At 28.8% G+C, this 24,790-nt stretch carries 22 protein-coding genes; 18 read left to right on the top strand and 4 right to left on the bottom strand.

The window, feature by feature from the left end:
* Nucleotides 1-18: 18 nt before the first annotated feature.
* The 3 genes from U8307_RS03975 to U8307_RS03965 form a co-directional block, all read right to left on the bottom strand.
* Complete coding sequence (locus tag U8307_RS03975) at nucleotides 19-2,043, bottom strand: cell division protein FtsA (RefSeq protein WP_326910406.1); 2,025 nt, start codon at nucleotides 2,041-2,043, stop codon at nucleotides 19-21.
* A gap of 63 nt (nucleotides 2,044-2,106) precedes the next feature.
* Nucleotides 2,107-2,403: an EscU/YscU/HrcU family type III secretion system export apparatus switch protein gene (locus U8307_RS03970; protein ID WP_326910405.1), complete on the bottom strand. Its 297-nt coding sequence runs from the start codon at nucleotides 2,401-2,403 to the stop codon at nucleotides 2,107-2,109.
* Nucleotides 2,390-3,826, bottom strand: coding sequence for a hypothetical protein (locus U8307_RS03965; RefSeq protein WP_326910403.1), 1,437 nt, complete (start codon nucleotides 3,824-3,826; stop codon nucleotides 2,390-2,392). Before U8307_RS03965 ends, U8307_RS03970 begins: the two co-directional genes overlap by 14 nt.
* Nucleotides 3,827-4,049: 223 nt before the next feature.
* On the opposite strand from U8307_RS03965, the gene U8307_RS03960 reads away from it, so the two are divergent.
* From U8307_RS03960 to U8307_RS03900, 13 genes are all read left to right on the top strand, one after another.
* On the top strand, nucleotides 4,050-6,113 hold the full coding sequence (locus tag U8307_RS03960) for a chemotaxis protein CheA (protein WP_326910402.1): 2,064 nt from the start codon (nucleotides 4,050-4,052) through the stop codon (nucleotides 6,111-6,113).
* A gap of 38 nt (nucleotides 6,114-6,151) precedes the next feature.
* Nucleotides 6,152-6,958: a CheR family methyltransferase gene (locus U8307_RS03955; RefSeq protein ID WP_326910401.1), complete on the top strand. Its 807-nt coding sequence runs from the start codon at nucleotides 6,152-6,154 to the stop codon at nucleotides 6,956-6,958.
* 4 nt (nucleotides 6,959-6,962) lie between these two features.
* The gene (locus U8307_RS03950; RefSeq protein WP_326910400.1) at nucleotides 6,963-7,994 is read left to right on the top strand and encodes a protein-glutamate methylesterase/protein-glutamine glutaminase; all 1,032 of its coding nucleotides are present in this window, start codon (nucleotides 6,963-6,965) and stop codon (nucleotides 7,992-7,994) included.
* Between the two features lie 189 nt (nucleotides 7,995-8,183).
* The gene (fliD, locus tag U8307_RS03945) at nucleotides 8,184-10,457 is read left to right on the top strand and encodes a flagellar filament capping protein FliD (protein ID WP_326910398.1); all 2,274 of its coding nucleotides are present in this window, start codon (nucleotides 8,184-8,186) and stop codon (nucleotides 10,455-10,457) included.
* A 36-nt stretch (nucleotides 10,458-10,493) separates the two neighbouring features.
* Complete coding sequence (gene fliS, locus U8307_RS03940; protein WP_326910396.1) at nucleotides 10,494-10,871, top strand: flagellar export chaperone FliS; 378 nt, start codon at nucleotides 10,494-10,496, stop codon at nucleotides 10,869-10,871.
* Nucleotides 10,872-10,877: 6 nt separating this feature from the next.
* The gene (locus U8307_RS03935; protein ID WP_326910395.1) at nucleotides 10,878-11,243 is read left to right on the top strand and encodes a hypothetical protein; all 366 of its coding nucleotides are present in this window, start codon (nucleotides 10,878-10,880) and stop codon (nucleotides 11,241-11,243) included.
* Between the two features lie 30 nt (nucleotides 11,244-11,273).
* Nucleotides 11,274-11,678, top strand: coding sequence for a bacteriohemerythrin (locus U8307_RS03930; RefSeq protein WP_326910394.1), 405 nt, complete (start codon nucleotides 11,274-11,276; stop codon nucleotides 11,676-11,678).
* A gap of 174 nt (nucleotides 11,679-11,852) precedes the next feature.
* Nucleotides 11,853-12,674, top strand: coding sequence for a flagellin Hag (hag, locus tag U8307_RS03925; RefSeq protein WP_326910393.1), 822 nt, complete (start codon nucleotides 11,853-11,855; stop codon nucleotides 12,672-12,674).
* Nucleotides 12,675-12,790: 116 nt separating this feature from the next.
* The gene (locus U8307_RS03920) at nucleotides 12,791-14,857 is read left to right on the top strand and encodes a methyl-accepting chemotaxis protein (RefSeq protein ID WP_326910392.1); all 2,067 of its coding nucleotides are present in this window, start codon (nucleotides 12,791-12,793) and stop codon (nucleotides 14,855-14,857) included.
* Nucleotides 14,858-15,229: 372 nt separating this feature from the next.
* Nucleotides 15,230-16,663, top strand: a complete 1,434-nt coding sequence (locus U8307_RS03915; RefSeq protein ID WP_326910391.1) for a putative bifunctional diguanylate cyclase/phosphodiesterase — start codon at nucleotides 15,230-15,232, stop codon at nucleotides 16,661-16,663.
* Nucleotides 16,664-16,736: 73 nt separating this feature from the next.
* On the top strand, nucleotides 16,737-17,660 hold the full coding sequence (locus U8307_RS03910; RefSeq protein ID WP_326910390.1) for a diacylglycerol/lipid kinase family protein: 924 nt from the start codon (nucleotides 16,737-16,739) through the stop codon (nucleotides 17,658-17,660).
* Between the two features lie 143 nt (nucleotides 17,661-17,803).
* Nucleotides 17,804-18,472 (top strand): response regulator transcription factor, encoded by a 669-nt coding sequence (locus U8307_RS03905; protein ID WP_326910388.1) that lies wholly within the window; start codon nucleotides 17,804-17,806, stop codon nucleotides 18,470-18,472.
* Between the two features lies 1 nt (nucleotide 18,473).
* Nucleotides 18,474-19,745, top strand: coding sequence for a sensor histidine kinase (locus U8307_RS03900; protein WP_326910387.1), 1,272 nt, complete (start codon nucleotides 18,474-18,476; stop codon nucleotides 19,743-19,745).
* Nucleotides 19,746-19,826: 81 nt separating this feature from the next.
* On the opposite strand, the gene U8307_RS03895 is transcribed toward U8307_RS03900, so the two are convergent.
* Entirely contained in the window at nucleotides 19,827-20,630 is an 804-nt protein-coding gene (locus U8307_RS03895; RefSeq protein WP_326910386.1) for an NAD(+)/NADH kinase, read from the bottom strand.
* 74 nt (nucleotides 20,631-20,704) lie between these two features.
* Here U8307_RS03895 and U8307_RS03890 point away from each other — a divergent pair, with 74 nt between their 5' ends.
* Genes U8307_RS03890 through ispF form a run of 5 tightly spaced genes read left to right on the top strand, consistent with a single transcriptional unit; the run spans nucleotide 20,705 to nucleotide 24,695 of the window.
* Nucleotides 20,705-21,607 carry an RluA family pseudouridine synthase gene (locus U8307_RS03890; RefSeq protein ID WP_326910385.1) on the top strand — a complete coding sequence of 301 codons (903 nt, stop codon included), beginning with the start codon at nucleotides 20,705-20,707 and terminating at the stop codon, nucleotides 21,605-21,607.
* Between the two features lie 45 nt (nucleotides 21,608-21,652).
* A complete protein-coding gene (locus U8307_RS03885) occupies nucleotides 21,653-22,651 on the top strand; it encodes an asparaginase (protein WP_326910384.1) in 999 nt (332 codons plus the stop codon).
* Between the two features lie 9 nt (nucleotides 22,652-22,660).
* Entirely contained in the window at nucleotides 22,661-23,485 is an 825-nt protein-coding gene (locus tag U8307_RS03880) for a PHP domain-containing protein (protein ID WP_326910383.1), read from the top strand.
* Between the two features lie 31 nt (nucleotides 23,486-23,516).
* Nucleotides 23,517-24,209 (top strand): 2-C-methyl-D-erythritol 4-phosphate cytidylyltransferase, encoded by a 693-nt coding sequence (gene ispD, locus U8307_RS03875; RefSeq protein ID WP_326910382.1) that lies wholly within the window; start codon nucleotides 23,517-23,519, stop codon nucleotides 24,207-24,209.
* Nucleotides 24,210-24,221: 12 nt separating this feature from the next.
* Nucleotides 24,222-24,695 (top strand): 2-C-methyl-D-erythritol 2,4-cyclodiphosphate synthase, encoded by a 474-nt coding sequence (ispF, locus tag U8307_RS03870; RefSeq protein WP_326910381.1) that lies wholly within the window; start codon nucleotides 24,222-24,224, stop codon nucleotides 24,693-24,695.
* The last annotated feature ends 95 nt before the right edge of the window (nucleotides 24,696-24,790 follow it).

The raw sequence follows: 24,790 nt of genomic DNA, 5'->3' as shown, positions 1-24,790 counted from the left end.
TCCTTTCTTAAAAAGAATTTACTCAGTATCCCATTTAATTATTATTACATCTTTGTTAGATATTAAGTTCAAATATGATGCTTCTTTGCCATTGTGTAGCAAGATAATATTACCTTTTGGATTAGCTGGATCAATATCTGTATAATTTAACATGTCAGCAAAAATATAAGGAGTATTATCTTCTCGAACAGGTAATTTTACATTTTCATTATTAATTGTCACTTCAATAGAGTTTATTTCTGACTTTTCTTCTAATTCATTTGATTTATTATTATTTTCATATTCTGTATTGTTCATATTTTTTTCACTACTACTTGAAATATCTATTATACATCCATCATATAATTCAAAGTCCATTTCAATTAATTTACCATTAACAAAGTATGTATTATTGGTTTCATCATATATATTAAATAGATTTATTAAATCTTTTAAACTACTTATTTTTGAAATTTCTATTAAATCTGAATTTCCAATTATATAATCAGAGTTAACTAATACGTTATTAACATAATACTTTGTGCCTATTTCTGTTTTTATGCCATTAAAATAAACTTGTCCATTTTTTTCGCACTTGTCAATATCAGATATTTTTATTTTAGGAGATGCTCCGTCAGTTGCAGGTACAACTTTAATTAAATCTCCAGGATTAATAGTTGTTTCAATATTAGCAGGCAATGAATTAACATAAATTTGAGCAGGGGTTGAATATTCTCCTGCGTAAAAATGTTCCTTGCCATTTACGTAGAATCGTAGACTTTTACCAGAAATTCCTATAAGTTGTTTTGTATCAAATCCTGACATTAACAAGGCATCCATAACCTTCATTTGTCTTATGCTATATAACCTAACTTTTTTATTATTAACGATTACGCTGAAAAAATCATAATTTTTATTTAAAATAACAGAGTATGCAATTCCTATTGGAGTTATTAACTCAGGACCAAATTCATTTATTAAAGATAAATCAATATCCTTAATACTGTTTTTTTCAGCAATTGCTATTCTAGTTAGTGGGACATCTAAAAGTTCTGATAAAACTTCTCTTAAAAATGGTATTTTACTTCCTCCGCCAGCTAAGAAAACAGCAGCAGGAGGCTCGTTATTTAATTTTAAAATTTTTGAAGCTATATCTGAACACAAGTCTAATATAGATGGCCTTATAGTTTCAAAAATTTGATCTTTAGAAACTTTTTGTGGAATACCAAGTATATTTGTTATGGTGTATTCTTCTATATTTTCAATTAAAGAAGCTTTTATCGATTCAGCATTATTAAAATCTACTATATAATTTTTCATGATGCATTCAGTTATTTCGTCTCCAGCCAATGTAGCCATATCGTAACCAACTACGGTTCCAACCTTTGATATTGCTATATCTGAAGTTCCCGCGCCTATATCTATTAGTGCCAAATTTAATAAACGAAGTTCTTTAGGAATAATTAAATCCATGGCAGCTATAGGCTCTAAAGTTAAATTCACAACCTCTAAATCATTGTTATCCATACATGAATAAAGACCTTCGATAACAGTGTGAGGTAGAAAAGCAGCAATTATTTCTATAGAAACTTTTTTGCCTCTGTGACCTACAATATTGGAAATAGTTTTATCATCTAGAATATAGTTTAATACGCTATATCCTACACAATAAAATAAATCCTCATTTAAAGAATCCTTTGAGAATACTTTTTGTGCAAGTTGTAATGCTTCTAATTCCATTGCATTTTTGAAATCTTCAGTAATAGGTACTCTTATGTCTGACTCTTTTTCTAACATTATACGCTCGGTTTTCAATGACCTTCCGGCAGCCGCTATACACACTTTATCTAGTTTAATATTCAAACTACTCTCTAAATCTTCTTTAACAATTCCTATAATTCGGCTAACCTCAGCTATATCTTCTATTTGCCCATCAATCATAGATCTTTGATTGTGAAAGACACTTTTTATTGCGACAACTTTAAGACATCCATCAATAATTTCGCAGACTACACCTACTATTGAACGTGTACCAATATCTAAAGCAAAAATTATGTTATCCATAGATTAAACCTTTCATTAATATTATTAACATTTTAATTAACAAGATATTATTATATGTAATTCTTAAATATCATCTGAAGAATCAATCTTAAAATTTAAGAAATATATATATATATCTACTATTGCACCAAAAAGTATTTCAGGAATTTCACTACCTATTTCTAATTGTGATAGCAATACAGAAAGGGAGTCATCTTTATAAATGGGTACACCACTGTCTTCTGCTATTTCAACTACTTTGTTGGCTATATATCCTGATCCTGATGCAATAACCACAGGGGCATTATTTTTATTAGCATCATACTTTATAGCAACAGCACGTTTAGCTTTAGCTTTATTTTTATTATTATATGACGACATTTACACCGTTTTTCCTTTCAGCAAGATTATCGAATACTTCATTAAATCTTCTTCTTTTAATACATTCAGATACATTTATATCAGAAATAGATATATTTTTATTTTGAATAATTTCACTGATATCATTTCTTATTTTATCAATATGATTTACAAATTTATTAGGTATTAAAATTTCAAGAGATAGGTTATTATCTTTTAACAATAAGGTTGTTTCAAAGTAACCTACATTTTGAATTTCAAAGGTAATAAATACATTGAAAGTTTCCTTTTTTTCATAATTGCTTTTTTTGTTTTCTGTATAATCTTCATAATCTTTACTAATCCATAGTTCAGAAAACATAAACATACCATTGTAATTTAATGGCATAAATAAGTGCATTAATGGTATATGAACACTTTGATTAAATAATAATGAGTCAGCCATGTCTTCCATAACTCCTTTGTTTACTACATTATTACTATCTTTAATACCAGTTCTTATAATGTCTATCAAGGAGTCAATAGAATTATTTTTTGTATTTGAAGACGTTTCATATGAATTAATTAGAGACAACTTTAAATTATTAAGTTCTTTATCTTCTATTTGTAAATTAAATTTTATATAGTCAAATAAATTATCTAAATCAGTAGAAAAAGTATCTTTTGATGCAGTTTCTAATCTGATTAAATTATGTACTAGTACGGAAACATAATCCCTAACAGGACCAAAATCATTCATTTTAGATACATAACGACCAATAAAAGGCAAAATCTCATTTTTCAACAAGTTTAAATTTAAATCATTACTTTTAGTGTAATTTTCAGTAACCATTTTATCTAATAGTTCTTTAAATGGTTCTTTTAAAATATCAGGTATATTTTCATGTATATTTTTCAATGTAGAATTTATTGATTTATAAGTATCGTTAATAGAAACAAAACAATCATAACTTCTTAAAAAATTCCTTAATATAATTTTAAAGTCCTCATTATTAGAGTTGAGTTTGTAAAGATTTCTCAGGGAATTAAAAAAGTCTCCATTAAATTTAGTATAAGTATTTTGTTGTAGTTTTAAAAAATTTAAAATTTCTTTGTCATCCATTTCAATATTTTTAATGAATGTTTCAAATAGTGTATTTAAAACGGGATCATTTTTAATATTGTGATTTATAAACTGATTATTCAAAAGTAATTTTTTCAAATTATCAGACAGTATAGGAGAGTTTCCAAGAGATTTTAAAAATTTTTCAAATACTGAATCAGGATTATAATTAAGCCAATTTTGGCTTGTATGATTACTAGGGTCTTGCTTATTAGGTTTTGTAACTTTAGTAGGATCAATGACATCAAAAGGCGTAATTGGTTCTGTTTTTATTTTTTGTTTATTAAGTGTATTGTCACTTAAAGGATTTTTTGTACTTACGCGAATATCATTATCTATCATAATAACTCTCCAGTAATTAATATTTAATATTATTATATAGTATTAAGATGAAAATTTAAAGCAAAAATATAACATTATATATATCGGCACTTTTCGATTAAAATTTATTAAAAGATAAAAAATTTAATATAAGTATAAAAAAATATATATAAAAGCTTAATAAACAATAAAAAATGTCGATATAAATGATAAGATGTAAAAGGCAAATGAAGGAGAACTGGATATGGATAATAATTTAGATTCTGTACTTGATATGTATCTATTTGAAGCAAACTCTTTATTAGAACAATTAGACGACATATTATTAAGAGCAGAAAAGGAACAAGCTTTCGACAAAGAATGTATAGATGAAATTTTTAGAATAATGCATACAATAAAAGGCTCATCTGCAATGATGCAGTTTAACAGTATTATGACTATTTCTCACAAAGTAGAGGATTTATTTTATTATATAAGAGAAAATGGAATAGATCATAAATATAATGAAGAACTTGTAAATTTGGTATTTAAGTTTACCGATTTTATAAAAGAAGAAATAACCAAAATAGAAGAAGGCCAACCTTTAGTTGAAGACTTAGAATTAATAGAAAAAGAAATATTAAGTTTCTTACATTTAATATCAGGTGATGTAAGCGATGAAAGCGGTGGAAGTACTGAAATGGAAAATCAATCAGAACAAGAAGTTGCTTTAACAAAAACAATGGAATTAAAAGAATCTAAAACAGAAAAAAAATATGCAGTTAAAGTTTACTTTGATGATGACAGTGGAATGGAAAATCTAAGAGCATTTTTTATAGTCAATCAATTAAATGATACAGGGGTTAAATTTACATATAAGCCTGATAATATTGAGAATGATAATAAAACTGCTCAAGAAATAATTAAGGAAGGTTTTTTTGTATATTTTGATGATAATGAATCCTTAAATTTAGGCATTAATATTATAAAGAGTGCATTAAACGTGAAGAATTATACTGTAATAGAATTAAATGAAGATAATGAAGAAAAAAAGGATTCATCGAACAAGCAAAATAATACAAAACAAGCAAATAATATTCAAAATAATAAAAATAACAATATAAAAGTTAAAGAAAAAGAAAAATCAAAACATAACAAACACAGTCTTATAACAGTAAATTTATCTAAACTTGACAATTTAGTTGATATAGTAGGAGAATTAGTAATAGCTGAATCTATGGTTTCCTCAAATAGTGAAATTAAAAAATTGAATTCAGAAAGCTTTACAAAATCCACTAGACAGTTAAGAAAACTTACAGACGAACTTCAAGATATTGTTATGTCTCTTAGAATGGTGCCTGTGTCTGGAATATTCCAAAAAATGAAAAGAATTGTTAGAGATATGGGTAAGGAGTTAAATAAAGAAGTAGAATTGGTTTTATCAGGAGAAGAAACTGAAGTAGATAAAACAATAGTTGATGGAATCTCAGATCCTATTATGCATCTCGTTAGAAACGCCATGGATCATGGTTTAGAGTCAACAGAAGAAAGAATAGATAAGGGGAAGGATTCTAAAGGAACAATAAAACTTTCTGCTTCTAATACAGGCGGTGAAATACATATTACTGTTGAAGATGATGGTAAAGGCTTTGATACAAATAAAATATTAGAAAAAGCTAAAGATAAGGGACTCTTAAGTAAAGCGGATAGTGAATATAGTTCAAAAGAAATATACCAATTCCTTATGATGCCGGGCTTTTCAACTAATGAAGCTGTAACTGAATATTCTGGCAGAGGCGTTGGAATGGATGTTGTTAAGTCAAATGTTGAGAAAGTAGGAGGAACTGTAGTATTAGATAGTAAAGAAGATGTAGGAACTGCAGTTACCTTTAAGATACCTCTAACTCTTACAATTGTATCAGGTATGCAAGTAGTTGTGGGAGACTCAGAATTAATAATTCCAATAAAAAATATTCAACAATCATTTAAGGTTAAGTCAGAAGATATAATAAAGAGTACAGATGGCAATGAAATGATATTGGTAAGAGATAAATGCTATCCAGTTATAAGAGTAAATGATATGTTTAATATGAAAACTGATATTAATAATATTGATGATGGTATTCTCATACTTGTTGAATCTGGAGAAAGTAGTGCATGTTTGTTTGTAGATACTATAATAGGCGAGCAACAAGTTGTTGTTAAACCATTACCAACAATACTTAATAAATATAATATTAAAGAATCTGGAGTTTCAGGTTGTTCAATATTAGGAGATGGGTCTATAAACCTTATTTTAGATGTTGGAAGCTTAATAGAAAGTATATAAAAATTAATACTACCATTTACATTAAGAAGGAGTAATTGATGGTTAAATTAACAGATTCTGAATTTTTAGAATTTGTGGATTATATGCATAAAAATTATGGCATAGATCTTACAAAAAAAAGGCAACTTATTGAAGGCCGTCTATCAAATATGATAGAAAGAAAAGGCATGAAAAGTTTCGGTCAGTATATGACAAGTATTAAAAGAAATAACAGGGAAGAAATTACAACCCTTATTAATAAACTTACAACAAATTATACATATTTTTATAGAGAGGAGAACCATTTTAAATATTTAAAGGAAGTTATTTTACCTTATGAAGAGAAAAATAACACAGCGAAAGTTATAAATATATGGAGTGCAGGTTGCTCTTCAGGAGAAGAACCTTATACTATCGCTATGATAATTAATGATTATTTTGCTTTAAAAAAATCAAAGTGGAAAATCCAAATTTTAGCAACTGATATATCAGAAAATGTACTTTTAAAGGCTAGAGAAGGAGTATATTCAGAAGAAAGTTTAAGCAAAATGCCTCCGTCTTTTGTAAAAAGATATTTTCTTAAAACTAAGGATAGTAAATATGAGGTAATTCCGGAAATAAAAGAATGTGTTACCTTTAAGGCATTTAATTTAATGGAACCAATAAGGGAAAGAAATAAGTATGATGTGATATTTTGTAGAAATGTAATGATTTATTTTAATATAAATACAAAAATAAATCTTGTAAATAAATTTTATGAGGCGGTAAAGACGGGCGGACATCTAATGATAGGACATGCTGAGACAATACAGAGGGATCAATCAAAATTTAAATACATATGTCCTGCCACATACAAAAAGGAATGATTATATGACAGCAAAAAGAATTAAAGTACTAATTGTAGATGACTCACTATTCTTTAGAAGGATTCTAAACAAAGAGTTAAGTGAAGACTCTGGTATTGAAGTGGTAGGATTAGCAGAAAATCCAATAGATGCTTTGGATAAAATAGAATTACTTAAGCCAGATATATTGACGTTAGATATAGAAATGCCAAAAATGAACGGTTTAACTTTTTTAAAAAAGATTATGATTGAAAATCCTATAAAGATTGTTCTTGTAAGTTCTATGAATTTAAGTGTATTTGATGCCTTGCATTCAGGAGCAGTAGATTTTGTTAAAAAACCTGATATGTCTTCGGAAAACGACTTAAATAATTTTTTAAGAGACCTAAAAGGTAAAATAAAAATTGCATCAATTGCAAATTTGAAAACAAATATTGCTATAAGGAATTTATCAACACTTAAACTTAAAAGATGTTCCGAAGAAAAAATTATTGCTATAGGAGCATCGACAGGAGGAACAGAGGCAACCCTTGAGATTTTAAAAGCACTACCAAAAGAAGTACCAGGGATATTAATTACACAGCATATGCCTTCTGGTTTTACAAAGATGTATGCTGATAGATTAAATAAAATTTGTAATATGGAAGTAAAAGAGGCATCTGATGGAGATAGAATAAAATATGGATTAGCATTGATAGCACCTGGCGATATGCAAATGAAACTTGCACAAGACGCAAAAGGATATTATGTTACTTGTAGACCAGGTGATAAAGTTAGTGGCCATCGTCCATCAGTAGATGTACTGTTTAATTCAGTGGCTGAAAATGCAGGCAAAAATGCAGTTGGTATTATACTGACAGGTATGGGAAAGGATGGAGCCCAAGGTTTATTAAATATGAAGAAATCAGGCGCCTATACGATAGGACAAGATAAAGAGTCTTCAGTAGTGTATGGAATGCCTATGGTATCATACAACATCGGTGCAGTTACAGTACAAGCATCAATTAGTAATATAGCAAACTTACTTATAAAACACTTAAATAATAATAGCAAATAACTTACAACGTAGTTATGCATTGCATGCATACCGCAGACAGGCAATCCCACGATAGATTTAGAGACGTCGAAGTGTAGGGTATGCATTGTATGCATACCGCAGGACGCATATAATGCGTCCCCTACAGCAAGAAAGGCTCAATAACAATAATTGATAATTAAACTATGAAAAGTATGAAAGGAGTAAATTATGTCAACATTATCAACAAGTATATATGGTTCATCAACAAATAAAGGCATAGGCGGTCTAATGTCAGGACTTGATACGGACGATTTAGTTAATCAAATGACTGCTCGAACAAGAAATAGAATTAACAGGGAATATCAAGCAAAGCAAAGTTTATTGTATAGGCAAGAAGCGTATAGGGAAATTAGTACGAAACTTTTATCATTTAGTAACAAGTATTTTTCTTATTCAACAGGATCAAAAACGAATATATTAAGTCCTAATTTCTTTAAGTCAAACACAATAGAGCCATCATCAAAATATGTTAATGTTACTGGAGATGCAGAAAATATTAAGAATTTTTCTATAGATAGCATAGAAAGTGTTGCGACTTATGCTTCTTTAACATCAACAAATAATGTATCAAGTAAAGCCTATACTTCAGGTAATGTAAAGGATTATATTTCACCTTTAGCAGGTGAGACTTTTAGTATATCCTTTAACGGTACAACACACAATTTGACCATTCCTAAAGATTTTGAAGGGACAACGCCTGAAGAGGTAGTAGATGTATTAAATGAACAACTAGCTACAATAGAAGGTAATGACAGTAATGCTAAGTTGGAATACACTTATACTGATAATAAATTGGAGCTTGTTATAAAAAATAAAACTGAAGAAGATGTTGCATATTTGTCAGCTGCTAGCAAAGACTTTTTAAATGTTTTGGAAATGAAAGTAGGAAAGGAATATGAAGGTTCATCAGTTGATGTTATAGATACAGCTAACTTAACGAGAACAGCTGAACAAGTATTAACTAATGAAGATGCATTTATTAAATTTGATTACAATGGTGTTGTAAAAACTATAAATATGTCTGAAATGAAGGATAGCTATACCTATGATGCTGGTGGAATAAAGTCATTTCTCCAAGACAAACTAAATGAAATTTATGGAACAGGAAAAATAGAAGTGACAGAATCTGACGGTGCGTTGACTTTTAAAACTCTTGGCTTGGAGGAGACTGATTTAATCGGAATTAGCGGTATAAGTAGTGAATTAAGTGATTTAACAGGTATTAAGGCAGGAAGAAGCAACAGGATAAATATGAATATGTCCATAAGTGATCCTAGTAATGGTTTGAATTTTACAGGATTAACTCCTGTAGATTTAACACCTGATGATACAGAGGATGATAAGTTTGGTTATATTATATCTATAAATGGAAAAGAATTAGAAATAAATAAAGATGCTTCATTAAAAGACATAATAAATAAAATAAATAAAGAATCTGATGTAAATATATCCTATTCATCGACTTCTGATAAATTCGTTGTAAAAGCAAAAGAGTCAGGAACAAATAGCAATGGAATGGCAATAGAAAATGCGACAGGAGGGGGAAACCTTGTTAATGCTTTATTTGGAAGCGATAGCGTATCAATGGAAAATGCTACAGATACAGTAATTAACTATACTTTAAATGGTGTTAGTACTAAAGTAACTAGAAGTACTGCAAACTTTGCTATAGACGGAATAAATGTTGAATTAAATGAAAGGGCTGCAGACATTGATGAACCTATAACCTTCGATGTAACGCATAATACAGATGAAGTTGTAGAAAGAGTAAAACAATTTATAGATGACTATAACGAGATTATAGATTTAATTGGCACTAAAACAAAAGAAAAACCAAATAGAGATTATCTACCTTTGACTCCAGAACAGCAAGATGAAATGGAAAAAGATGAAATAGAAAATTGGACAACAGAAGCTAAAAAAGGGATTTTGTTTGGAGATAGTAAGATGAATACTGTATTACGCAGTTTAAGAGAATCTATGTCAAGCAAAACATCAGTAAGTGATTTGACTTTATCTAATATTGGTATATCTGCTGCAAGAATGGATACTAGCGGAAAACTAGTTTTTGATGAGGAAAAATTTAAAGAAAAATTATTGCAAAATCCTGAAGAAATAGCAAGTTTATTTACAGAAAATACAACTGATACAGATGCAAAACCTGGAATAGCTATACAGATTCAAGAGTTAATTAAATATAATGTAGGAACTTATGGAACTTCAGGAGTACTTATAGAAGAAGCCGGTATGCCTGATAGCTCTACCTCAGATTCAAACTATATTTCTTTAAAAATGGAAGAATATGATAATAAAATGGAAAAATTAAAAAAGGATTTAAAAAAAGAAAGAGAAAGATATTGGAATCAATTTACTACACTTGAAAAAACATTAAGTAATTTAAATGCTCAAAGTTCATGGCTCGTAGATATGATGGGTCAATAATATGCATTCTATTAATATAATGTAAGGAGTATCACAATGGTAAATCCATATGAACAATATAAAAGGACAACCGTAACTACAATGACAAAAGGAGAACTTCTCATATTATTGTATGATGAAGTAATAAAAAAGTTAAATCATAGCATATTGTTAATTGAAAACAATGACTATAAACAAGCAAGTATAATTTTAGAAAAATGTAGAAAAATATTCTATCATTTAATGGAGACGTTGGATAATAAATATGATATGTCAAATGAACTAATGGAGTTGTATTTATTTTTCAATAGAGAAATAACAAAGGCTGCGTCGTATAAAGAAACGAAGTATATAGAAAGTATCTTGCCAATAGTGAAAGATTTAAGGGAAACATGGTCAGAAGCAGACAAAATAGCAAGAGTTACAAAGGGTTAGGTGATTATGTTAAATTTATGGGAGAAAAAATTAAAAGCTGCTGAAAAACTAAACAAATTTACTGAAGAAATTATATCCTTATCACCTAAAATAGAAGAAGATAAAATTAGTTCTATGATATTAGATAGGCAAAAACTTATTGAAGAGATAGAAGTAATAAGTTCAATGATTGAAGATTACTTGAGTTCTAATGAAAAGTTTGTTGAAACTGAAGAAATGAAATTATTAAAAATGAAAGTTCAAGAACTAATTAAGGATACAATAGAAAAGGACAAGGTTATTCGTACGATTATTAACAAAAAAATTAAAACTGTAAAGGATAACTTAAATCAACCAAAAAATTCTTCTAAATTCGTAAACATAAAAGCATAAGAAACTATTTAGATATTCTGGAGGTAAAATATGAGTATACAGTGGAAACCAAGTTTGGAGATTGGAGTTGAAAAGATTGATCAGCAACATAAAATTTGGTTTGAAAAGGCAGATAAACTTTTTGAAGCAGGAAAACAAGGTAAAACAAAGGAATACATAATTCAGTTATTTGATTATTTAGATGAATATACTAAAACTCATTTTAAAGATGAGGAAAATTATATGTTAAGCATAAATTATCCAGACTATAAAATCCAAAAGCAACTTCATGATGGATTTATCGAAAAGTTATCTAAGTTAAGAAAAGATTATGAAAATTCAGGTGCTAGTATCAGTGTTATTATTAATGCTAATCAATTTATGCTAGATTGGCTAATAAAGCATATTTCTTCGGTAGATAGAAAAATAGGGGAGTATGTAAATAATAACAAGTAATAATAGTAAAAAAATAAAAAAAAATATTGAAAATAACTAAACTTAATTTTAATTGATACGATATATGTATTGTAACAGTAAATGATGGATTTTAAAACTGGCGCCGGTCTCGAAATCTATGATTACTAAATAAATGAGGGAAGGATCCCGATAAAATTACATGGAGGTAAAAAAATGAGAATACAACATAATATTAACGCATTAAATTCTTTAAGACAATTAGGAATGAACAATTCAAACACAGGTAAAAACTTAGAAAAATTATCATCAGGATATAGAATTAATAGAGCTGGTGATGATGCTGCAGGATTGGCAATATCTGAAAAGATGAGAGGTCAAATCAATGGATTAGAAATGGCTTCTAAAAATGCTGAAGATGGTATTTCTTTAATTCAAACAGCAGAAGGTGGATTAAATGAAACTCATGCTATCCTTCAAAGAATGAGAGAATTAGCAGTTCAATCTTCTAATGGTACTTATGATGATGATGTTGATAGAGCAAATATACAAAAAGAAGTTGAAGCATTAACAACTGAAATTGATAGAATAGCTAATTCAACTAAATTTAATGGAAAAGCTGTAATAGATGGTACAATGACTTCATTATCTTTACAAATAGGAGCAAATGGTACATCTGCTGAAGCTGTTAGTTTAGCAATAACTAGTATGTCAGCTGACGGATTAGGTGTATCAACAATATCTGTATCTACTATAGCTTTAGCAACTGCTGCTATTAGTACAATAGATGCAGCTATCAATGAAGTATCTGGAACAAGAGCAGATTTAGGTGCTTTACAAAACAGATTAGAGCACACAATCAACAACTTAGGAGTAACTTCAGAAAACTTAACAGCTGCTGAATCTCGTATAAGAGACGTTGATATGGCAAAAGAAATGATGCAATACACTAAGAATAATATTCTTACTCAAGCTGCTCAAGCAATGCTTGCTCAAGCTAATCAACAACCACAAGGTGTATTACAGTTATTACAATAATATAGACATGCTATAATTTGTAACCTAAGGGTGCAGTTTAATACTGCACCTTTGTTGTATGAATACACAATGTTTATACAAGACAATATAACTTAGCATTATAATGGGAGACACTAATGAAGAAATTAAAGCAGAAGAAGAAAATAAATAAATTTAAATTTAAAGGATTTAAGAATATTAAAGGAATTAAAAATAAAGTAGATTTTAAAAATATAAAAAGTATAAAAAGTAAAATATTATTATATATTATGGCTGTTGTTTTAGTTTCAGTAACTTTAGTAGGTGGTATATCAGCATTTCTTAATTATAAAACAGCAATAGATACAGTAGAGATAACATTAAGTGAGGTATCTGTCGTAGCTTCTGAAGTTATAGTAAGTAAAATTGATGAACTTAAAACAGTAGCATCAGATTTAGGACTTTTACCAGAATTAACTAATCCAGAAGTAAAGCTAGCAGATAAGCAAGAACTTTTTCAGTTAAGAATAGATAATTTTAAATTTATAGATGCTTATTTTGCTGATAGCAATGGAAATGCAATAACTACAGTAGATAAAAGAAATATAAATGTATCTGATTCAGAATATTTCAAAACTGCTATGAAAGGTGATACATATGTTTCTGATCCAATTTTTAAAATAAGTGGTGAAATGTATTTTATAGTATCAGCTCCATTATGGAAAGATGGTAAATCTAATACATCTACAGAAGGAGCAATAATTTTAGAAATAAACGGTAGAATGTTATCGGATTTTGTTTCAGGTATAGCTGTTGGAGATGGTGGTTTTGGCTCGATTATTGATAAGGATGGATTTACCATTGCACACCTTGAATATCAAAGAGTTATAGACCATGAGAATGCAATACAGAATGCAGAAGTTGACAATAGCTTTAAAAAGTTGGCAAGTATAGAATCCAAGATGTTAAATGGTGAAGAACAATTCGGAAGTTATGAAATGGATGGATTAACTACACTTCTAGCGTATTCTCCTATAGAAGGAACTAATGGATGGGGAATGCTTATTAATACACCTCAATCACAGTATATGGGAAATACTAGCATAAGTATTATATTAACTATTGTATTAATAATTATTTCTATTTTAGCAGCATTTATTATAGCTACTATAGTATCAAAGAAAATAGCAGACCCTGTGATTGCTTGTGCTAATAGACTCAAGCTTCTTTCAGAAGGTGATTTGCATACTGAAATACCAACAACATCTAGTGAAGACGAAACTGGTGTACTTCTTGAATCTTTAAGTAAAACTGTAGCTGTATTAAAAGAATTAATAAACGATATTTCTTATCATTTAGGTTCTATGGCTGATGGAGATTTAACAACAATAGTTACATTAGATTATGATGGAGACTTAAGTCCTATTAAAGATTCTTTAACTAAGATTATTGAGTACAATAATAATCAGATGCGACAAATTGGTCAAAGCGCTGAACAAATAGCAAGTGGCTCTGAACAAGTAGCATCTGGATCTCAAGCTCTTTCCCAAGGAGCTACAGAACAGGCAAGTTCAGTTGAAGAATTAGCAGCTACAATAAATGAAATTTCTGAGCAGATAAATAGTAATGCTAAAAATGCAGGCAAAGGCAAGGAAGCAGCTCTTGAAGTAGGAAATGAAATAAAAAATGGAAATAATCAAGTTAAGGAAATGAATAATGCTATGAACAACATAAGCGATACTTCTAAAGAAATTGCTAAAATTATAAAAGTTATCGATGATATAGCATTTCAAACAAATATACTTGCATTGAATGCAGCAGTAGAAGCTGCAAGAGCAGGTTCAGCAGGAAAGGGATTTGCAGTTGTTGCTGATGAAGTAAGAAATTTAGCTTCGAAAAGTGCAGAAGCAGCTAAAAATACAACAAACCTTATCGAGAATTCACTTAAAGCAGTAGATAATGGTGCAAGTATTGCTACAAAAACAAAAGAATCATTAAATTTAATTGAGGAAAAAGCTAAAGTTGCCATTGAAATGATAGGAGAAATATCGGCAGCATCAGAACAACAGGCTTTAGGAATAAATCAAATTTCCATAGGAATAGAACAAATTTCATCAATAGTACAAACAAATTCAGCTACATCAGAGGAAAGTGCAGCAGCAAGTGAAGAATTAAGTAGTCAAGCTCAAGTTTTGAAAAATATGGTAGAAGAATTCAAACTGTAGGGTATGCATTGTATGCATACTGTATGGTACATACCTCGAACGAATACAATGTGTTTTATAAACGAAATATCGTCGGTATGCATTGCATGTACATCAGGGGACGCATTCAATGCGTCCCCTACGCGTGTAATGTAAAATATCATTTGGATGTAGGGTATGCATTGTATGCATACCGAATGGTACGTACCTCGAACGAATACAATGTGTTTATAGTTGAATGTCGTCGGTATGTATTGCATGTACATCACGGGACGCATAAAATGCGTCCCCTACATTATTTTTGAAGAATTTGTAATGTTTTAGTAAAAACTGTCGATATATAAAATGGGAAATAGGCGATTTATTATTATCTAAGGTTTAGACTATATAAAGGTGGTGGCTAATATTACATCAATAGATAAGTTTTTAACTACGACAAACATTATATTTGTTATAAATATTGTTCTAGGTTTAGTTATTTTTAAAGGTATTAAATTATTTAAGGATTTAAATGTTAAATATAGAGACTTGAAAAAAATTAATGACTTTGATAAAATTACCAATATAAGAAATGAAGACAGTTTTCAAATAGAAGCAGAAAAGGTTCTATTAAATGAAAAAGGAAAAAAATATGCATTAGCACACTTTGATATAGATAAATTTACTGTAATAAATAATAATTTTGGATATGAAGTCGGCGATGAAATACTTCGAAACATAGGCAAATTATTAAATATTATTTTAAAATCTGAGGTATGTGGTAAAGCAGATGCAGATAATTTTTTAGTTTTATTGAAATATAATAATGACAAAAATGAAATATTAAAGAAAATTAGTAATATATCAAGTAGTATGGAAGGTTTAGAAATTTGGAAAAAATATCATATTAAGCCCGTTATAACTACAGGTATATATATTATAGAAGAAAACGATAAAGATATAAGATTAGCTATAGATAAGGCAAAGGTTGCCAAACTAGATATTAAGGGTAGTTGCAGTAGTGGATATGCTATATACAATAAAAATTTAAATAACAGTTTCATTGAGGAAAGAAGTATTGAATATGATATGCATGAAGCTCTAAAAAATGAAGATTTCAAAATATATATACAACCAAAAGTTAACTTAAAAGATGGTTATATTTCTGGAGCAGAAGCGTTAGTTCGTTGGGATAACAAGAAATTGGGATTTATGAGTCCAGAGAGATTTATACCTATATTTGAGAAAAATGGGTTTATTATAAATCTTGATAAATTTGTTTTTGAAAATGTATGTAAAAGTATGAGGAATTGGTTGGACTTAGAATATAAAGTTGTTCCTGTATCTGTAAATGTTTCTAGAGTTGACTTTCTTAACAGTAATTTTGTAACAGAATATAAGGAGATATTGGAAAGATATCATATACCTGAAAATTTGATAGAAATTGAAATCACCGAATCAGTTGTATTTGGAAATGTAGATGAAGTATTTTCTATAATGAGGGATTTTAGAAATAGTGGTTTTAAAATTTCCATGGATGATTTTGGATCTGGATACTCTAGTCTTGGATTACTGGGAGAAATGCCTATAAATACTCTAAAATTGGACAAAACCTTTTTAAATAATATAGAAGATTACAATACTCAAGTTATTGTTAGCAATATAGTAAACCTTGCTAAAAATTTAGAATTAAATGTAGTTTCAGAGGGAGTAGAGACAAACTTACAAGCAGATTTTCTTAAAGATATAGGATGTGATATGGCTCAAGGGTTTATTTTTTCAATGCCAATGCCAATAGAGGAATATGGTAATTTAATTAGTAAAAACAATAAAAATTATTTTTCTTAAATTATACATTTTGAAATGTTGTGAAGTAATTGTGTACGCAATTACTTCAAATTTTATAAAATGGAGAAATTATATGAAGCATATATTTATTGTAAATCCAGTGGCAGGAAAGGGTAAGTATCAGTTAGAAATAATTAAAAATATTGAAAATCAACTTTATGGAAAAACTGATTTTGAAATTTATATAACTAAAAGTAAAGAAGATGTTAAAAGATACGTAATAAGTAAATGCAAAGAAAATGTCTCTATGGTTTTATATGCTTGTGGTGGTGATGGTACATTACATGACGTAATTAATTCAGCACAAGATTACGAACAAGTTAACATAGGTATTATTCCTTGTGGTACGGGAAATGATTATGTAAAGAATTTTGAAAATTACTATAATTTTAACGATGTTATTGCTCAAATTGAAGGAAGTAAAGTTGAATTAGATTTAATAAAGGTTAATGATGAATATGCTGCATCAGTATGTAATATTGGTTTTGATGCTGATGCTGCATTTAATATGCATAAATTTAAGAGTATCCCCTTTATTACTGGAACAGGGTGTTATATTTTGTCCGTACTATACTCACTGACTAAAAAACTAGGTAAAAATTTAGAAGTAGAAGTTGATGATAAAATAAAGTTTAACGGAAAATTTTTGCTTGGAGTAATTGCTAATGGAAATTCTTACGGTGGTGGTTATAAATGTGCTCCAAAGGCAATAATAAATGATGGAATTATAGATATTTGTTTTATAGATAAAATTTCTAGATTTAAAATACTTGGGTTAATCAATGAATATAAAATTGGCAAACATTTAGAGAATGAGAATATTAAAAAGTATGTAACATATAAAAAATGTAAAACTGTTAGGATGAAATGCGATAATCCAATTAACTTATGTATCGATGGTGAAAGCTCTATACATAATGAATTATTTTTTGAAATTTCCCATAAATCATTAAGATTTTGGATTCCTAAAGGAACTAAACCAATATATGTCGTGTAGGTAATAAAATATTAATATTAATTTAAGATAATAACGCTATTATATAATTGTGATTGGTTATAACGAATTAATAATATTGTATGTAATTTTGAGGCTTGTTGAAGAATCTCATCATTTTGGTGCAATAGAAATGGAGGAATGTTGTGAGAATATTAATTGTAGAAGATGAAGTTAAGATTACACAAGCATTAAAGTTTTTATTTACAAAACAAAAGATAGATGTTGATATAGCAAATGATGGTGAGGAAGGTATGATTCTGGCAAATAAAGAAATTTATGATGTAATTGTACTAGATATAATGTTACCAGAAGTAAGTGGTTTAGAAATATTGAAATCAATTAGAAAAGCTGGAAACAAGACACCAGTAATTATGCTTACTGCGAAAGATACTGTTGATGATAGGGTTTATGGACTTGAAACTGGTGCAGATGATTACTTGATTAAACCTTTTGCAACAAAGGAGCTTATAGCAAGGGTTAAAGCTTTGGCAAGAAGAAAAGATACGGAATACATTGGAGAAATATATAATTTCGAAGGTGTTAAATATGACGTTAAAAACTATCTTTTATATATAGATGATGAAGAATTTAAATTGCCTTTAAAAGAAGCAATGCTTATGGAGATGTTTATAAAAAAACCTAGACAGGTATTCACAAGAGAACAGATAATTGATAGAATATGGGGTTTAGAAGCAGATATTTTGGAAAGTAATATAGAGATTTATGTTCATCACTTAAGAAAAAGACTTGAGTCAACTAAAGCTAAAATTGAAACTATACGTGGTGTAGGATATATGCTTAAGGAGAAATAATATGTTTAAAAGGCTTCATTTAAAATTAACAGCATATATGGGATTGATTTTAATATTCTTCATGTTTTTTATTGCTACAGGCATATATAATTTTACAAGAATGATTTTTGACGATGGGACTAAGGAAATAATGAAATCAGAAGCAGTTAGAATTCATGCATATCGAAATGCTTCTATGACCACTAGTATTTTCGAAGATAGAAGTTTCTATCAAAGTCTCAATACAAATGTTATATTAATGGGGAAAGAGCGACTTGATGCATGTTATGTTATTTACAATGAAAATGCAGACAGAGTTCATATCGAAGGAGGAAGCACATGGGTAGCTGATAATTTGAAAACTCTGGCTGATTTATCTCTGGAAGAAAAAAGTGATTCTTACGTAAAGAAAAAGATTGGTAATTTTAATTATAGAATTTATACAAAGTACTTTAATGATACTGAGGAATCAAGTGTTGTTCAAGTATACGTTAGCACAATAAATGAAGATATATTATGGTCGTTTTTAAGAACAGTGTTATTTATATTTGGTTTAACAGGTATGGTAGCATTACTTTGCATTAGCTATATTTTAACAGGTCAGGCTATTAAGCCGGTAAAAAAAACCTGGGTTAAACAAAAACAATTTGTTGCAGATGCTTCTCATGAGCTTAGAACACCTCTAACAGTTATTCAAACTAATCTAGATGTTGTATTAAGTGACGATGAAGGAACAGTAGAAGAAAATGATGTATGGCTTGATAATGCATATTCAGAAACTCGAGTTATGGCTAAATTAATAGACCATCTATTGATTTTGGCAAAGGCAGATGCTAACAATGAAAAGCTAGATATGATGGAGTTTTCTATATCAGAAATTGTTGAAAATGTTTGTGGAAGTATGATAGTTATTGCAAATAATAAAAATATAGATTTTCAAATGAATATAGAGGAAGATTTAATCATCAAAGCTGATTATGATAAAATAAGAAGACTCATTGTTATATTAATAGATAATGCTATAAAGTATACAGAAAAGGGTAGTATTAAAGTAAGTTTATTTACTGAAAAAAATAAAAAAATATTAATTGTAGAAGATACAGGAATTGGAATAAGCGAGAAGGATATAAATAGGATATTTGATAGATTTTATAGAGCTGATAAGGCGCGTCACAGAGAAGGTGGAACGGGACTAGGTCTCAGTATAGCAAAATGGATAGCTGAAAGTCATAGATATATCTTAACAGTGGAAAGCACTATAAATGTAGGAACTAAATTCACATTGAAAATGTAAAACGAGGATTGCAAAGGACGGAACGTCCTTGCCGTTAAGTGGGGTAGGGTATGTATGAAATACATACCCTACATTTATTTATTATAAAAACTTTTCTTTTATAACTTTCCAATAATTATATGTACCTGTTGTCAATCTGTTTATTTCTTTTTTGGATGTTCGGAAATGAGCAGATTCTATGCCATCATATTCATAGATTTCACCATCAGCTAGGAATGTTATAAAATAATCATCTTTTCGCTCTGGATAAATTGTAATTTCAAATTCTGGCGGGACTATTATACTACAGTCTAAACATCTGTATGCATTGGAAATAATAGGAGATAATGGTGTAATTTGCAGTGTCTTTAAAGAAGGATAAACTAAACTGCCTCCGGCTGACATATTATAAGCAGAACTACCCATTGGAGAAGAAATTATCAAGCCATCTCCACTAATTGTTTCTAAATGGTTTGAATCAATAAACACGTTTAAATGAATAGTTTTCATATCTTTTCTTTTAAGTATAATATCATTTACAGCAAATATTTTTTCTGAGTTTCCATCATAATTTATTTCACTTTCAATAAGGTTTACTTTATTAATGGTGTAATTATTATTCTTAAAGTCTGTAATAAAATTTTCGAGATTCTCTGGAGTTATTTCAGGATAAAATCCAAGAGTACCAGTATTTATTCCTGCAAAAGGTATTTCTGAAAAATTGCTATCTCTTACACCGTGGAGAAATGCGCCATCTCCACCAATTGTAATATTCAATATACCTTCTGGGTAAAAACCATCAAAATAGCTATAGCCATTTTTTTGTAAAATTTCTATAAGTTCTTTTTTTATATCCAAAGTATATTTATCTAAGTTTGCAGCTATATTTACTATTCTATCTTTCATAATATTAGCCTCTTTACATATATTACTTTTTATATTATATTAATATTAAATATTTGAATATTTAGGAGAATATAATGACAAATGAAAATATTCTTAATTATACAATACAGGAAAATGATAAAACTGTAAAGAGTATATTGAGGGAAAATTTAAAGTTTTCCAAAAGGCTTTCTAAAAGTCTTGAATTATCTAATAATATTTATTTAAATGGAAATACAACCAAATTAAATAAATCTGTATTTAGAGGAGATATCTTATCAATAAAATTTGAAGAAGAGGAAGAATCATTTGAAGCTGTAAATATGCAAATTAATATACTGTATGAGGATACAGATTTACTTATTGTTAATAAACCTCCCTATATGGTTGTACACCCTACAAAATCTCATCAAAACGATACTATAGCTAATGGAGTAGCTTATTATTTTAAGCAAAAAGGAATTCATAGAAAAGTGCGTTTAGTAAATAGGCTTGATATGAACACTTCAGGAATCGTTATAATAGCTAAAAATCCATATGCTCACAATGAATTGGCTAATCAAATGAAATCAAATGTAGTTGATAAATATTACTATGCTATTGTTAAAGGCGCAGTTGAAAAAGATGAAGATATAATAAATGAACCTATAGCTAGATTAAAACCAGATGATATAATTCGTGTAGTGAACCCATCAGGGAAAGAGTGTATTACACATTATCAAGTTGAAAATAGATTAATTGATGGTACAAATACGCTAGTAAAATTAAAACTTGAAACAGGTAGAACACATCAGATTAGGGTACATATGAAATATATTGGGCATCCCATATTGGGAGATACATTGTATGGACAAGAAAGTTCTTTAATAGAAAGGCAAGCTCTACATTGTTATGAAATGAAGTTTCAACAACCTATAACTAAAGAGTTAATTAATATAAGATGTCCTTTGCCAAATGATATGACAAAGTTGTTATCTGATGAAAAATTCGTAAGATAAATGATTAATATGATTATGAATTCAAAAGAGAGAAGGGAAAGTAATATGAAAAAAAATATTTTGCTTATTGCAACAGGTGGAACTATCGCTTCAAAAAAAACTACAGATGGTTTAGCACCTGGTATTACTTCTGAAGAGTTATTAAATTATGTGCCAGAAATAAAGGAATTTTGCAATGTTAATACTATACAAATATTAAATATTGATAGTACAAATATACAACCGGAATATTGGGTTTTAATGACTGAGGTAATAGAGAAGAATTATTACAAGTATGATGGATTCGTAATTTCTCATGGAACTGATACAATGTCATATACTTCAGCTGCCCTCTCTTATTTAATTCAAAATTCGGATAAACCTATTATAATTACAGGGTCACAAAAACCTATTAATGTTGATATAACTGATGCAAAGAGGAATTTGTTAGATAGTTTTCGCTTTGCCTCTGAAAAAGATGTAAAAGGAGTATATATAGTATTTGATGGAAAAGCAATAGTGGGTACAAGAGCTAGGAAAATAAAGTCAAAAAGTTATAGTGCTTTTGAAAGTATAAATTTTCCTGTTGCAGCAATAATAGATGATACTAGAATTACAAAATATATAAGAAATGAAGGAACAAGTGAAAAAGTAAAATTTAATAAAAATATATATCCAAATATTTTTTTATTGAAGTTATCGCCTGGTATGGATCCTGATGTTCTTGACTATATAGGTGAAAAGTATGAAGGAGTTGTAATTGAAAGTTATGGAGTAGGTGGCCTTCCTTTTCTTGATAAAAGAAATTTCCTAGAAAAACTTGGTGAGCTTACAGAAAAAGGAAAGATAGTAGTTGTTGCAACTCAAGTTATGTTTGAAGGTAGTGATATGGGTATATATGAGGTTGGTATAAAAGCATTGAAAAAATATAAGGTCCTACAAGCTTATGACATGGCTATAGAAGCTACAATTACGAAACTAATGTGGATTATGTCAGAAAGTAAAGATTTTGATATAGTTAAAAATAAATTTTACACAAAAATAAATGATGACATTTTAATTTAAGGGGTAATAATGAAAAAAGTAGATATGCATATGCATACCTGTGCTTCTGATGGAACATGGGATGTTTATGAGCTGAAAGAAGAATTGAAGAAAAATAGAATAAATATATTCTCTATAACGGACCATGATAATATTGATAATACAAAAAAGATGCAGGAAATAATAACTCCAAAAGATAATTTAATATATATACCTGGAGTTGAATTAACATCTGAATATCAGGGTAGAGAATATCATTTAACTTTATACGATTTTGATATTGAAAACAAAGACTTATTAAACTTGATTAACTGGACTAATCAAAGCAAAATTGATTCTAATAAAGAATTTATTAAAAATTATGCATCTAACAAATATAAAGATATTTGCTATGAAGACTTTGAAAAATATGAATACGATAGAAAAAGAGGCGGCTGGAAATCTGCTAACTATATGATAGACAAAGGAATTCATATGGATATGTTATCTCACCTAAAGGATGTTGGTGAATCAGGGCTTAAAGCTGAATTGAAAAATCCAGAAGAAGTTATGAAAATTATAAAAAAAAGTGGAGGTAAAGTATTTCTTGCCCATCCTTCATATCATTATAGGAATAATTATATGCCAGAAGAAGAATTGATATACTGGCTAGAGCTTGGCATAGATGGAATAGAATGTTTTTCACCATATAATGAAAATAACATTCAAGGATATATAGAATTTTGTAAGAAAAATAATCTTATGATTTCAGGTGGTTCAGATTGTCATGGTGAATTCATAAAAACAAGAAAGCTAGGAGTACCACATGTAACTTTAGAAGACTTAAATATAAAAAAACTTTTTAATAATTTATAATAATGCAATAATATATTTTAAGGGGGCGAAAATGTACAATAATAAAAAAGTAACTGTTGTTATAGTCGCGGCAGGGAAGGGGACAAGGATGGGATCCGATACACCGAAGCAATATATGACTATAGCAGGGAAAACTATACTTGAAACTACAATATATAAATTTCAAAAAAGTAATGAAGTTGATGAAATAGTACTTGTTGTTAACAAAGAAGAAGTGAACTATGTGAAAGATTACATAGCAATTGATTATAAAAAAATTAAACATGTTGTAAGTGGAGGTGCATCGAGAACCGAATCAGTATATGAAGGAATAAAAACAGTTGGTGAAGATTGTGATATATTGTTGATACATGATGGTGTAAGACCCTTTGTATCATACAACTTAATTAATACATGCATAAAAAATGCATGTATTTTTAAAGCTTGTGTTCCAGTATTAGATGTAGTTGATACAATAAAAAAAGTTGGAGATGATGGTTTTGTTGATGAAACATTAAATAGATCATATCTAAAAGCTGTACAAACACCACAGGCTTTCAATTTTGAAATAATACGGGATTGTTATATAATGGCTGTAACCGAAGATGCTGATTTTACTGATGATGCATCATTAGTAGAATATTATGGTCATAAGGTGAAGGCTGTTGAAGGTTTGCCAAGAAATATAAAAATTACTACACCTCTTGATCTACAAATTGCAGAAATTATTTCTAATATATATTAAAAGGTGATGAAAATGAAAATTGGAATAGGATACGATGTACATGTATTGAAAGAAAAAAGGAACCTTATAATTGGAGGAGTTAATATTCCTAACGATAAAGGGCTAGATGGGCATTCAGATGCGGATGTTTTAATTCACGCAATAATGGATAGTATTTTAGGAGCTATGGGAAAAGGTGACATAGGTGTTTTATTTCCAGATACGGATAATGAGTATAAAGATGCAGATAGCAGAGATTTGTTAAGGCAAGTTTGCAATATTATGAAAGATAATAATTACAAAATTGGAAATATAGATTCTATTATAATTGCTCAAAAACCTAAGATGAGACCATATATTGATATAATGCAAAATAATATAGCTGAAGATTTAGAAACAGAAATATCAAATATTAATATTAAAGCGACAACAACTGAGTGTTTAGGATTTGAAGGCAGAGAGGAAGGAATAGGGGCACAAGCAATTTGCATGTTGGTAAATGCTTGAAAACAGTCTAAATATTGAGTATATCCAAAAGTATATCCCTATGATATACTATCAGTAAATGTAGAGCATGTTAGCGTGAATATTGATGCAGTATA

This window comes from Sedimentibacter sp. MB31-C6, assembly GCF_035934735.1.
In the GTDB taxonomy this organism is placed as follows: domain Bacteria; phylum Bacillota; class Clostridia; order Tissierellales; family Sedimentibacteraceae; genus Sedimentibacter.
Note: the sequence above shows the minus strand (reverse complement) of the source record. Positions and strands in the feature narration are given on the sequence as shown.

What these genes read in the sequence shown, in the direction of transcription:
- U8307_RS03920 (WP_326910392.1), top strand. Translation starts at nt 12,791, where the DNA reads ATGAAGAAATTAAAGCAGAAGAAGAAAATAAATAAATTTAAATTTAAA.
- fliD (WP_326910398.1), top strand. Translation starts at nt 8,184, where the DNA reads ATGTCAACATTATCAACAAGTATATATGGTTCATCAACAAATAAAGGC.
- U8307_RS03955 (WP_326910401.1), top strand. Translation starts at nt 6,152, where the DNA reads ATGGTTAAATTAACAGATTCTGAATTTTTAGAATTTGTGGATTATATG.
- U8307_RS03975 (WP_326910406.1), bottom strand. Translation starts at nt 2,043, where the DNA reads ATGGATAACATAATTTTTGCTTTAGATATTGGTACACGTTCAATAGTA.
- U8307_RS03970 (WP_326910405.1), bottom strand. Translation starts at nt 2,403, where the DNA reads ATGTCGTCATATAATAATAAAAATAAAGCTAAAGCTAAACGTGCTGTT.
- U8307_RS03900 (WP_326910387.1), top strand. Translation starts at nt 18,474, where the DNA reads ATGTTTAAAAGGCTTCATTTAAAATTAACAGCATATATGGGATTGATT.
- U8307_RS03965 (WP_326910403.1), bottom strand. Translation starts at nt 3,826, where the DNA reads ATGATAGATAATGATATTCGCGTAAGTACAAAAAATCCTTTAAGTGAC.
- ispD (WP_326910382.1), top strand. Translation starts at nt 23,517, where the DNA reads ATGTACAATAATAAAAAAGTAACTGTTGTTATAGTCGCGGCAGGGAAG.
- U8307_RS03960 (WP_326910402.1), top strand. Translation starts at nt 4,050, where the DNA reads ATGGATAATAATTTAGATTCTGTACTTGATATGTATCTATTTGAAGCA.
- fliS (WP_326910396.1), top strand. Translation starts at nt 10,494, where the DNA reads ATGGTAAATCCATATGAACAATATAAAAGGACAACCGTAACTACAATG.
- hag (WP_326910393.1), top strand. Translation starts at nt 11,853, where the DNA reads ATGAGAATACAACATAATATTAACGCATTAAATTCTTTAAGACAATTA.
- U8307_RS03890 (WP_326910385.1), top strand. Translation starts at nt 20,705, where the DNA reads ATGACAAATGAAAATATTCTTAATTATACAATACAGGAAAATGATAAA.
- U8307_RS03930 (WP_326910394.1), top strand. Translation starts at nt 11,274, where the DNA reads ATGAGTATACAGTGGAAACCAAGTTTGGAGATTGGAGTTGAAAAGATT.
- U8307_RS03880 (WP_326910383.1), top strand. Translation starts at nt 22,661, where the DNA reads ATGAAAAAAGTAGATATGCATATGCATACCTGTGCTTCTGATGGAACA.
- U8307_RS03895 (WP_326910386.1), bottom strand. Translation starts at nt 20,630, where the DNA reads ATGAAAGATAGAATAGTAAATATAGCTGCAAACTTAGATAAATATACT.
- U8307_RS03950 (WP_326910400.1), top strand. Translation starts at nt 6,963, where the DNA reads ATGACAGCAAAAAGAATTAAAGTACTAATTGTAGATGACTCACTATTC.
- ispF (WP_326910381.1), top strand. Translation starts at nt 24,222, where the DNA reads ATGAAAATTGGAATAGGATACGATGTACATGTATTGAAAGAAAAAAGG.
- U8307_RS03910 (WP_326910390.1), top strand. Translation starts at nt 16,737, where the DNA reads ATGAAGCATATATTTATTGTAAATCCAGTGGCAGGAAAGGGTAAGTAT.
- U8307_RS03935 (WP_326910395.1), top strand. Translation starts at nt 10,878, where the DNA reads ATGTTAAATTTATGGGAGAAAAAATTAAAAGCTGCTGAAAAACTAAAC.
- U8307_RS03885 (WP_326910384.1), top strand. Translation starts at nt 21,653, where the DNA reads ATGAAAAAAAATATTTTGCTTATTGCAACAGGTGGAACTATCGCTTCA.